At 73.9% G+C, this 11,354-nt stretch carries 7 protein-coding genes; 3 read left to right on the top strand and 4 right to left on the bottom strand.

Annotated elements, in window-relative coordinates:
- Positions 1-274 precede the first annotated feature (274 nt).
- On the top strand, positions 275-2,563 hold the full coding sequence (locus RM779_RS03010) for a HelD family protein (RefSeq protein WP_311615437.1): 2,289 nt from the start codon (positions 275-277) through the stop codon (positions 2,561-2,563).
- A gap of 6 nt (positions 2,564-2,569) precedes the next feature.
- Here the strand turns inward: RM779_RS03010 and RM779_RS03005 are convergent, their stop codons facing one another.
- Positions 2,570-2,836: a hypothetical protein gene (locus RM779_RS03005; protein WP_311615435.1), complete on the bottom strand. Its 267-nt coding sequence runs from the start codon at positions 2,834-2,836 to the stop codon at positions 2,570-2,572.
- 152 nt (positions 2,837-2,988) lie between these two features.
- Between RM779_RS03005 and RM779_RS03000 the strand changes: the two genes are divergently transcribed.
- Together RM779_RS03000 and RM779_RS02995 are read left to right on the top strand one after the other, a co-directional pair.
- Positions 2,989-4,353, top strand: coding sequence for a cation:proton antiporter domain-containing protein (locus tag RM779_RS03000; RefSeq protein WP_311615433.1), 1,365 nt, complete (start codon positions 2,989-2,991; stop codon positions 4,351-4,353).
- 193 nt (positions 4,354-4,546) lie between these two features.
- Complete coding sequence (locus RM779_RS02995; protein WP_311615431.1) at positions 4,547-5,914, top strand: cation:proton antiporter; 1,368 nt, start codon at positions 4,547-4,549, stop codon at positions 5,912-5,914.
- Positions 5,915-5,917: 3 nt separating this feature from the next.
- Here RM779_RS02995 and RM779_RS02990 read toward each other — a convergent pair whose 3' ends face one another.
- From RM779_RS02990 to sodN, 3 genes are all read right to left on the bottom strand, one after another.
- The gene (locus tag RM779_RS02990; protein ID WP_311615429.1) at positions 5,918-10,450 is read right to left on the bottom strand and encodes a wHTH domain-containing protein; all 4,533 of its coding nucleotides are present in this window, start codon (positions 10,448-10,450) and stop codon (positions 5,918-5,920) included.
- An 18-nt stretch (positions 10,451-10,468) separates the two neighbouring features.
- Positions 10,469-10,801 (bottom strand): hypothetical protein, encoded by a 333-nt coding sequence (locus RM779_RS02985; protein ID WP_311615427.1) that lies wholly within the window; start codon positions 10,799-10,801, stop codon positions 10,469-10,471.
- Between the two features lie 155 nt (positions 10,802-10,956).
- Positions 10,957-11,352, bottom strand: a complete 396-nt coding sequence (sodN, locus tag RM779_RS02980) for a superoxide dismutase, Ni (protein ID WP_311615425.1) — start codon at positions 11,350-11,352, stop codon at positions 10,957-10,959.
- Positions 11,353-11,354 lie beyond the last annotated feature (2 nt).

Here is an 11,354-nt window from a genome sequence, read left to right as displayed (position 1 = left end):
GCGCGAATACGGCCAAGTATGAGCTGCGATCCGGTGCCTTGCGATGCACCGCATCTGGGGGCACCTCCCGGACGGAGTCTGGGGGAGCCGCGGGCTGATCCGACAAGATCGACAGGACAGGACCTAGGCGGGGCGCCCACGCGGCGCGCACAGAAAAACCCCGTCGCTGTTTGCGACGAGGTGAAGACCGCGCTAGATTGCTGGATTTGGCAGGCGTTGTATCTGAAGATAAAAGTCTGCTCGCAGAATACATCTTAGCGAATAGAGGAGTTGCGTGTCAACAGGCGGGCGGGCCGGTGACCTGACCGGCGAACAGGCGTATCTGACCAGGCTCTACGGGCGTCTGGACGAGTTGCGCGCCGAGGCCGGCGCGCGGCTCGAAGGGGTGCTCGCGGCCACCGGGCTCGGTCACCAGGGCCTGGCGGAACGGGACGTCGCCGCGGACGAACTGGCCCGGCGCGCGGCCCGGCTCGACGCCGTGGAGAACGGGCTGTGCTTCGGCCGGCTCGACATGGACGACGACGAACGGCGCTACGTCGGGCGCATGGGCATCCTCGACGGCAGCGCCGACTTCGAGCCGCTGCTCATCGACTGGCGCGCCCCGGCGGCCCGGCCGTTCTACGCCGCCACCGCCCGCTCCACCGAGGGCGTGCGGCGGCGCCGGCACATCAGGACCAGCGGCCGGCGCGTGACCGGCGTGCTGGACGAGGAGTTCGACGGGCTCGCGGAGCCCGCCGGGGACGCGGCGCTGCTGGCCGCGGTCGACGCGGCCAGGACCGGCCGCATGAGCGACATCGTCGCCACGATCCAGAAGGAGCAGGACGACATCATCCGCTCCCCCCACACCGGGGTCCTCGTCGTCCAGGGCGGACCCGGCACGGGGAAGACGGCGGTGGCGCTGCACCGCGCCGCGTACCTGCTCTACACGCAGCGCGAACGGCTCGCCAGGAGCGGCGTGCTGATCGTCGGCCCGAACACCACGTTCCTGCGCTACATCGGCGACGTCCTGCCCTCGCTGGGCGAGAGCGGGGTGCTGCTCGCCACGGTCGGGGAGCTGTACCCCGGCGTGCGCGCCCGGCGCCCGGAGGCGCCCGCGGCGGCCGAGGTGAAGGGGCGGGCGGCGATGGCCGACGTGCTGGCCGCCGCCGTGCGCGACCGGCAGGAGGTGCCGGACGCCCCGTTCGACATCGTCTACGACGAGGGCACCGCGCGCCTGGACCCGGGCGACTGCGCCGAGGCGCGCCGGGTGGCCAGGGAGAGCGGACTGCCGCACAACCAGGCGGCGGCCGTCTTCCGAGAGCTGGCCCTGGCCGCGCTGGCCCGCGGCGTGGCCGCGCAGTTCGGCCAGGACGTGCTGGACGGCAGCAGTCTGCTGACCGCGGAGGACCTGGAGATCATCGCGGCGGACCTGGCCGCGTCCCCCGAGGTGTCGGCCGCGCTCGACGCGCTGTGGCCGCGGCTCACGCCGCAGCGGCTGCTGCGGGAGCTGTACGTCTCGCCGGAACGGCTGGCCGCCGCGGCGCCCGGCCTCACCGCGGAGGAACGCGCGGGGCTGCTGCGCCCCCTGGACCGCCTCGGCTGGTCGGTGGCCGACGTGCCGCTCCTCGACGAGGCCGCGGAGCTGCTCGGGGACGATCCGGCCGTGCTGCGCGCGGCCGAGGAGGAGGCGGCAGCGGAGCGTGCGGAGCGGCTCGCGCTGGCCGGGGAGGCGCTGGACATCGCCTACGGCTCGCGCACGACCGACTTCGACGACGGCGAGGAGGCAGAACAGCTCGCCGCCTTCGACCTGATCGACGCGGAACGGCTGGCCGAGCGGCAGGCGGAACGGGACACGCGCGACGCCGCGGAGCGCGCCGCCGCCGACCGCACCTGGGCGTTCGGGCACGTGGTCGTCGACGAGGCGCAGGAGCTGTCCGCGATGGCCTGGCGGGTGCTGATGCGCCGCTGCCCGGCCCGTTCCATGACCGTGGTCGGCGATATCGCGCAGACCGGCGCGCCCGGCGGGTCCCGCGGCTCCTGGGCGGACGTGCTCGGGCCGCACGTCGGCAGCCGGTTCCGGCGGGCCGAGCTGACCGTGAACTACCGCCTCCCCGCCCGGATCGCGGCCGTCGCCGCCGCGGTGCTGCACCGCATCGACCCCGCGGCCAGACCGCCGCGCGCGGTGCGCGACACCCCGGCCGAGCCGTGGCGGCTCGCCGTGCCGCGGGAGGAGCTGGTCGCGGCGGCCGTGCGCCGGGCCGCGCGCGAGTGCGCGGGCTCGCCCGAGGGCCGGGTCGCCGTCCTGGCGCCCGCGGCGCTGGTGCCCGCCCTCGCCGCGGGGGCCGCGGCGGCCGGGCTGGCGGACCGGGTGGACGTGCTGGACGTCGGCCGCGCGAAGGGCCTTGAGTTCGACTCCGTCCTGGTCGCCGACCCCGACGGCATCGCCGCCGCGTCGCCGCGCGGGCTCAACGACCTGTACGTGGCGCTCACCCGCGCCACCCAGCGGCTGGGCGTCCTGCACACCGGCCGCACCCCGCCCGAGCCGCTGGCGCTGCTGCGCCCGCCGGCCGCCGCGGCGGGATGAGGCGGCTCAGCGCTCCGGGTGCCAGACGGGGATGAACGCATGCCTGGGGTCGGGTTCGGGGGCGGGGGCGGGTTCGGGTTCGGGCGCCGTGGGCTCCGCCGGCCAGGACGGCAGTTGCTCGATGTCGCCCCGCTCCCACCACGCGTCGCCCGGCTCGTCCCACCACTCGCGCGGGGCGTACCCGGTGGCCATGACCCCGAGCGTGGTCAGCCCGCGGAGCAGCCAGTGGCGCAGCCCGGTAGGGCGTTTCCCGGCTGAAGCATGTTCGGTCATCGGGTGGCCCTCCTTTCTCATCCGACGGTAATGAGGGGTCAGGAGAAGCTATCTATCGATCCTTGGCTGTTCGTCAAGTAGCGATCGTGACGGCCATGGGCGAACCGGCGTTGATCAGTTCACCTGTCCCTGTCCGATAGGCGGAACACGTGTTGACGCACTCATCCGATTTCCCGGTCGCCATCGTCATGGCCGATGTCGCCCTCGTGCTCATCGTCGGCTCGCTCCTCGCCAGGCAGATGCGCAGGCTGCGCCAGCCCGTCGTCATCGCGGAGATCACGGCGGGCATCGTGCTCGGCCCCAGCGTGCTGGGCCTGCTGCCGGGCGATCTGCCGCAGCTGCTCTTCCCCGAGGCGGCGCGCGAGCAGCTGCTCGCCATCGCCGAAGTCGGCCTGCTGATCTTCATGTTCCTGGTCGGCTGGGAGATGGAGGGCGGCTCGCTGCGCAGACGCCGCGGCACGGTCGTCGCCGTCTCCCTGGGGTCGATGGCGGTCCCGTTCGCCCTGGGCCTCGGCCTGGCCGCCGTGCTGTACTCGCGGCACAGCGAGGTGGACGGCGCAACGGTGCCGCGGCTGTCGTTCCTGCTGTTCCTCGGCACCGCGCTGGCGATCACGGCCTTCCCCGTGCTGGCGCGCATCCTGGTGGAGAACGGGCTCCAGTCCACGCCGGTGGGCGCGTTGGTCATGGCGTGCGCCGCGGTCGCCGACGCGCTGGCCTGGGCGCTGCTCGCCGTGGTGACGGCGGTCGTCACCGCGAGCGGACCGAGCGGCTACCTGTCGATGCTGGCGTGCCTCGCGGCGTTCATGGGGCTGCTCGCCTTCGTCGTACGGCCGTTGCTCGCCCGGTGGCTGGCCGGGGCGCTCGGCCCCGGGCGGTCGGGGGCCGCGGTGCTGACCGTGCTGTTCTCCGGCCTCCTGCTCAGCGGCTGGGCGACCTCGTGGATCGGGATCGACGCGATCTTCGGAGCGTTCGCGTTCGGTCTGGTGACGCCGCGGACGCCGCGGGACGTGCTGGCGCGGCAGGTGCGGGAGCCGTTGCGCAGGACCGGCGGGCTGCTGCTGCCGGTGTTCTTCGTCGTTACCGGCCTGTCCGTCGACCTCGGCGCGCTGGGCGCGGACGGCGCGCTCGAACTGCTGGCGATCATCGGCGTCGCGTGCGTGGGGAAGTTCCTCGGTGCGGGCGTTCCGGCGCGGCTCGCCGGGTGCAGCTGGAGCGAGACGCGGCAGGTCGCCGTGCTGATGAACACGCGCGGTCTCACCGAGCTGGTGATCCTCAAGGTCGGCATGGAGCTGGGCATTCTGGATGACCAGATCTTCACGATGATGGTCGTGATGGCGCTGCTCACGTCGATGATGGCCGGCCCGCTGCTGCCCCGCCCGCCGCAGGACGCGCCGGGCGCGCCCGGCGCGCCCGGCGCTGGGGTCGTCGCCCCCGCGCCCCCGCCGGACGACCGGCGCCCGCCGCCCCGGCACCCGGCGGGGCGGGACGCCAGGACGCGACCGGAGGAAAAGCGGTGAGACCGGTGGTGAATACCGCGCGCCCTTACGCCTCGGAAACTGCGTGAATATAACCTGATAAAGATTGATCGGCGCTTTTGCCGACGGCAACAATGGCCTGCGTGCCCGGATTTGGGCACGTGGGCCATTGTTGTCCCTCCCTTTCCCTGCGCCCGCCCCCGTGCGCGCCCATTCCGCGGCGAAAGGACGTTCCATGACGCCGGCCACCTCCGTGGTAGCCCCGATCGCACACCACGAACTCCTCGTCCTCCTCCTCCAGATAGGCATACTGCTGCTCGCGGCGATCCTCCTCGGCCGCCTGGCCGTCCGGCTCGGCATGCCGGCCATCGTCGGCGAGCTGTCGGCCGGCGTTCTGCTCGGCCCCTCCCTGCTGGCGCAGCTCCTGCCCGGCGTGGGCACGTGGCTGTTCCCGCAGGAGCCGGGCCAGATGCACCTGCTCGACGCGCTCGGGCAGCTCGGCGTGATCCTGCTCGTCGGCTTCACCGGCATGCACGTCGACCTCAAGCTGGTCCGCAGGCAGGGCTCCAGGGCGGCCGGGGTGAGCATCGCCGGGCTCGTGCTGCCGCTCGCGTTCGGCATCTGGATCGGCCTGCTGCTGCCCGACCGGCTGCGGGCGGACGGCGCCGACCAGACGGTCTTCGCCTGCTTCGTGGGCGTCGCGATGTGCGTCAGCGCGATCCCGGTGATCGCCAGGACCCTGATGGACATGCGGCTGATCCACCGCAACATCGGGCAGATGATCCTGGTGGCCGGGACCGTCGACGACGCCGTCGGCTGGGTACTCGTCTCGCTGGTCGCCGCGATGGCCACCACCGCCGGGCTGACCGGCGGCGACGTGCTGACCTCCCTGTCGCACCTGGCTCTGGTCCTGCTGATCGTGCTGACGGTGGGCCGGTTCGTCGTCCGGTGGGTGATGAACGCGGCTCTGCGCTCCGGGGTGCGCGGGATGCCGGTGGTCACGGCGGTCGTGCTGGTGGTGCTGTCGGCCGCGGGCACGCAGGCCCTCGAACTCGAAGCGGTCTTCGGGGCGTTCCTGTGCGGCGTGCTCATCGGGGCCGTCAAGGGCGTCGACATGCGCGCCCTCGAACCGCTGAATACGACGGTCGTCACCGTGCTCGCCCCGCTCTTCTTCGCCACGGCGGGGCTGCGGATGGACCTCACCGCGCTCGGCGATCCCGATATCGCGCTGTGGGCGCTGGCGGTGGTCGGGGTGGCCGTCGCGGGCAAGTTCCTCGGCGCGTTCCTCGGCGGCCTGTTCAGCGGCGTCACCCGGTGGGAGGCGCTGGCCCTGGGCGCCGGGATGAACGCGCGGGGCGTCATCGAAGTGATCATCGCGATGATCGGCGTCAGACTCGGGCTGCTGACCGTCGAGATGTACAGCATCATCGTGCTCGTCGCGGTCCTCACCTCCCTCATGGCACCGCCGCTGCTCAGGCTGGCGATGAGCCGCGTCGAGCACACGGCGGAGGAAGGGCTGCGCGAACGCCGCGTCCTCGAACTGAGCGGTGCCGCGGAGGAACGCGACCCTCCGGCCCCCGGCGAGCCCAGGAGCCCCGCGTAGTGCTCAGCGGGCCGGACCGAACCGCACGCCCGGCGGAAGCGGGAGCCCGAGCTCCGCGAGCCGGCCCGCCACCTCGGCCGGCGTGCGGCCGGTCCGTGCCGCGGCGCGCAGGATGTGACCCGCCGGCACCGGCTTCCCGGCTGCCAGCCACGGGAACTGCCCGTCGAGGTCGGCGCTGAGGACGCGCACGTCGTCGGGCCTGACCTCATCGGGCAGGACCGTGCCCTCGGCGATGGCGTGCCCGAGCACGACGAGGCGGGCGGCCACCTCGGCCGGGGTGCGGGCCGTCTGCTGCGCCGCCCGCAGCACGTGACCGGGCGTGACCGGCTCCTCGGCCGCGAGCCAGGGACGCCTGCCGTCGGCGTTGACGCTCAGGAGGTGGGTGTCGCCGTGGACCGGCGGCTCGGCCATGACCTGCGGGGCGGGCACGCGGTGGCCGAGCGTGACGAGGCGCGCCGCGGTCTCCTGCGGCGTGCGCAGGGTCTGCTCGGCGGCCCGCAGGATGTGGCCGAGCGGGACGGGCCGTTCGGGGCTCCACCAGCGCGGGGCCCCGTCGAGGTCTTCGCTCAGCAGCGGCAGGTCGTCGGGCCCGGCCTGGCGGGGCGGCACCGCGTAGCCGTACGCGGCGAGGCGCGCGACCACGTCTTCCGGCGTGCGGCCGGTCGCGTCCGCCGCCGCGTGCACGTGGCCGGCCGGCACGGGCTTGGCCGGGTCGAGCCACGGGGACTGCGCGTCGAGGTCGATGCTGAGGAGGGTGGCGTCCTCGGGGTGGGGGGTGTCGGGGAGCGGGGGGCCCGTGGGGAGGGTGTGGCCGAGGTGGGTGAGGCGGTCGGCGATGTCGGCGGGTGTGCGGCCGGTCTCCCGTGCCGCGTACAGGAGGTGGCCCGCAGGCACTGGTTCGGCCGGGTCGAGCCACGGGTCCAGCATGTCGGCATTGCGGCTGAGAAGGGTGATGTCGTCGGGGTGGGGGGTGACGGGGAGCGGGGGGCCCGCGGGGAGGGTGTGGCCGAGGTGGGTGAGGCGGTCGGCGATGTCGGCGGGTGTGCGGCCGGTCTCCCGTGCCACGAACATGAGGTGGCCCGGGGGCACCGTTTCGGCCGGGGTGAGCCACGGCTGTCGCTCGTTGGCGCTCCGGCTCAGCAGGGGGAGATCGTCGTCGCGGATCTCGTCCAGGGCCGGGAGGCGCGGGGGGAGGGAGTAGCCGAGGTGGGTGAGGCGGTCGGCGACGTCGGCCGGCGTGCGGCCGGTGTCGCGCGCGGCCCTGAGGATGTGGCCGAGGGGCACGGGCGCGTCGCCTGGCAGCCATTCCGGCACGATCCAGCGGCTGTCCGCCAGGAGTTGCTCGGCGCCCAGGCGCCCCCGCAGGCTGAGCAGCACGGTGTCACTGGGCCGGGCCAGCGCCACCGTCTCCGGCTCGGTCACGGTCACCCCGGGGAAGGCTCCCGCCTTGATCCACGCCAGGGCGCGCCACTGCGGGACGTGCTCGAAAGGGACGCTGAACAGCACCCGCTGGAGCAGCGGCTGATCGCGGGAGAAACGCGTGGCATCGCCCTGGAAGCAGCCCACGGCTGCCGCGTCCACGTCCTGCCCGCCGACCGTCCAGGGGGAGAAGCCCGCCGCGACGGCCCGCGCGAACACCTCGTCCGCGAGCCGCGGGTCCTGAAGCGCCAGGATGGACGCCCACTCGTGGTCGAGGATGCCCGCCCCGGGCGCGAGCAGTGCCGGGATCTGCTCCCGCAGCAGGCGGCCGACGTGGCCCCGGTCGTGCTCCAGCATCTGGTTGCGGTCCACGCTCAGCCGGGGAACGTGCGGACCTTCGAGATTGACCACCGCGCCGAACAGCGGCGCACCGGCCCACAGGCCGTCGGCCAGGATGCCGCCGCCCCGGCCGCACCACCACACCTGCGGGCGGGCGCTGGCGAGGGTCCTGATCTCTCCGCCGCCCCCCGGGGAACCGGGGAAGTGCTCGTCCAGCGGCGCCGCGGGCGACAGCACGCCGGGCCGCCAGCGCTGCGTCTCGGCCCCGTCGGTGGCCGTGACGGTGAACTCCGAGAGCCACAGCAGGCGCCGCAGCAGGCGGACGCACGAGGGGGCACGCTCGGGTGAGCGGAGGTACAGGCGCACCGTCGTGCCCGCGTCGTGCCCGCGGCCGAGCCGCCGGATGCGGAACAGCGCGCCGGGGCCCGCGATATCGACCTGGAGCCGGTCGCCGGGGTGGCCCTCCCGGTCCAGCCGGCAGGTCGTGACCCGGATATCGTCCGCGATCATGAAGTAGCTCAGCACCCCGATGCCGAAGCGGCTGTTGGCGTGCAGATGGATGCCCTCCGCCCGCCACGCCGCCTGCTCCGCCAGGAATTCGGGCAGGTCCGCGAACCGCATGCCGGCCTGCGAGAACACCTCGCACAGCTCCTGCTCGCCCATGCCGATGCCGTTGTCCGTGCACTCGAGGTAGGCGCGCCCGTCCTCCTCGCCCTGGGTGAACGTGATGCGGCCCGACCACGGGGCGGGGGAGATGCCGCGGTGCCGCAGGAACGCGGTGCGGGCCGCGCGGTAGCGGGCGGCGTCGAGGGCGTTCTGGTACAGCTCGCGGATGGCGAGGTCCGGATCGCCGTACAGCTGTTCGCCCATCAGGAGTTCCTGGATGCGGTCGTCGGCCAGGCGGAACCTGAGGTCGGTCGACTCGTAGACAGGTCCCCCCGACACCGCGGTCGCGGCGCGCACGCCGTCGGCGGTCGCGTGGGCGGGCAGGTCCTGCAACGGCCTCCACTGCGGCTCGCTGCCCGCGCGGGTGTCCAGCGACCCCAGCAACTCGTCGAGCGCGGCGGCCTGCTGGCGCAGGGCGAGTTCGACGGCGGGGTGCGTGCAGACGCCGTTGAGCACCCGCGTGCGGCCGTGCGAGTCCCACCGGGCGTTCTCCAGGGTGCGGTGCAGCTCGGCGAGATCCACGGAGTACCAGATGCCGAGGTGGTCGACGACGACCTCGGGCAGCCTCGTCGGATCGATCGCCAGCCGGTGCGCCACCGTCAGCAGGGCGGCGAGCAGCCGTTCCCTGACGCCCTGTTCGAGGACGGAGGCCCCGGCGAGCTGGCGGGCCGGGCCGTCCGGCGCCGATTTGAGCGACATGCGCAGCGCCCGCAGCAGACCGGCCTGCGTCTCCGCGTTCAGCACGTCGGCGATCAGCCGGCGTTCCGACTCCGTCGGGCTGGACCCGGCCGGGGCCGTCTCGCCCGCCGTCAGCTCGCGCAGCGCCGGGTCGTCGCGGTCGAACGGGCGGCGGTGCAGCCACTGGTGGAACAGCCACCAGGCGATGCCGCCCGCGTCCGCGTCCGCCCGGTGCCAGCGGCGCACCAGCCGGGGCCGGCCCTCGAAGAACCGCTCGTACTGGGCCCGTTCCTCGGACGGCTCCCCGGCCCGGCCGAGGTCCTCCGGCGCGGCGCCGAGGGAGCGGACCGCCGTCCGGTCCCGGTGCGCCGCGTGCAGGAACGGCAGGATGGTGAGCAGGGCCGCTTCGGCCGGCGACAGGTCCAGCTTCTCCTGGTTGAGCACCTCGGTGAGCAGCCAGCCGACCCGGTCGGTCATCCGTTCCGCGAAACCGGCGGGGCGCCACGGGTCGGCGGCGAGCAGCCGGGCGTCCGCGTCGGAGCGTTCGGCCAGGCGGGTGACGAAGGCCGCCGCGGCCTCGCGCAGCGCCGCGGTGCCGGGGCCGCCGTCGACCTGCTGCCACACGGGGTGCGTGCGGGCCAGCGCCGTCCAGGGGTGCTCGCCCGGCGTCCCGGCGGCGGCCCGTTCAAGGCGCGGGATCACCAGGCAGGCGTCGATGTCGGTCTCCGCCCTGATCCCGACGCGCTGCCGCGGGAAGCCGTGCTCGGCGGTGAGCGCGTCGAGGCCGTCCTGGAGCGCCTCCTTGAGGCTGCCGAGGGTGCCGGGTCCTTCCTCGTCGGCCACCACGGCGCTGAGCGCGCGCGAGAAGAGGCTGAACGAGCCGGCCGCGGTCGCGGCGTAGCGGGCCCGTTCGCCGGGGGAGCAGGCGTAGACATGGCAGTAGTGCCGGTCCCCGACCCGCCGCACCCGCATACGCGACCAGCCGACGACATCGCCACCGGACGTCTCCTGGAGGGTGATGCCCTCGCGGCAGGCATCGACGAAGACGACGACGTCGCCCGCCCGGCTGCGCGAGACGTGCGCGGAGAAGTCGAGCGGGAGGCAGCGGCTGCGGAAGTCGTGCGCGCGGGTCCGTGCGCCCCGGGGCACCAGGTAGTCGATGCCGTCGTGGTTGACCCCGTGGCCGGAGAGGTAGATCAGCACGGTCTGCCCCTCGGCGGCCTGCTGGAGCACGTCCTCGACCGCCTGGTCGAGGCTGTCGCGGTCCGTCTCCGCGACATCGTGGACATCGACGTCGTAGCCGGTGGCGCGCAGCGCGTCCGCCAGCTCGGCGAGGTCGTCCGCGACGAACGGCAGATCGCCGATCGCCTCGTCCCGGTAGGCGGGCACGCCGATCAGCAGGGCCTTGAACGAAGTACGCGGTGTCGTTCGCACGGTGCCGCTCCCGGCGGGTCAGAAGTTCTGGGCGGAGGACACCTGCGCCTCGCGGAGCCGCTTCCCGCCCTCCGGCGGATCGATCTCGCTCAGCACCTGCTGGAGTCCCTGGACCGTGCGCCCGAGGTCGCGCCGCGGTACGGCGACCGGGATGTCCCGGAGGGCGGTGGCGCTCTCGTCGCGGCGGCGGAGAATCCCCATCTCGCCGCCGGCGCCGGGGTCCTGCGGGTCGTCGCCGGCCGCCACGACGAACGTCAGCGTCTCCGCCGGTGTCCGTGCCGGTGACCGCGTCGGCGCGGTCTGCGCGGACTCCCCGTCCCCCGCCCCCGCCCGGCCGTGGTCCTGAATCACTCGCTCCCCCGGTGCACTTGAGAACTGGCTGCCGCACATCCTAGGGCCGCGCACCCCCGGGGCCGCCGCGGCGCGGGGCCGCCGCGGCGTGGGGCCGGCATGCAGCCGCCCCCGGCAGCCGTGTGCCGGGGGCGGAGTGCTGGGCCGGGGGTCGGTCAGGCCTTCTTGGTCTCCCAGAAGATCTTGTCGACCTGGGCGATGTAGTCCAGAGCCTTCTGGCCCGTGGCCGGGTCGGTGGAGCCCTTCGCGGCGCTCAGGGCCTTCAGGGTGTCGTTCACCAGCTGGTGCAGCTCGGGGTACTTCTCGAAGTGCGGCGGCTTGAAGTAGTCGCTCCACAGCACCGAGACGTGGTGCTTGGCCAGCTCGGCCCGCTCCTCCTTGATGGTCGTGGCGCGGGCGCGGTAGTGCGGGTCGTCGTTGGCCTGGTACTTCTCCTGGATGGCCTTGACGGACTCGGCCTCGATCCTGGCCTGGGCCGGGTCGTACACGCCGCACGGCAGGTCGCAGTGGGCGCTGACTTTGACCTTCGGGGCAAACAGGCGGGAGAGCATGA

Source organism: Streptomyces johnsoniae (assembly GCF_031845565.1).
Taxonomy (GTDB): domain Bacteria; phylum Actinomycetota; class Actinomycetes; order Streptomycetales; family Streptomycetaceae; genus Streptomyces; species Streptomyces johnsoniae.
Note: the sequence above shows the minus strand (reverse complement) of the source record. Positions and strands in the feature narration are given on the sequence as shown.

Coding starts and splice junctions, on each gene's coding strand:
- sodN (WP_311615425.1), bottom strand. CDS start 11,352: ATGCTCTCCCGCCTGTTTGCCCCGAAGGTCAAAGTCAGCGCCCACTGC.
- RM779_RS03005 (WP_311615435.1), bottom strand. CDS start 2,836: ATGACCGAACATGCTTCAGCCGGGAAACGCCCTACCGGGCTGCGCCAC.
- RM779_RS02995 (WP_311615431.1), top strand. CDS start 4,547: ATGACGCCGGCCACCTCCGTGGTAGCCCCGATCGCACACCACGAACTC.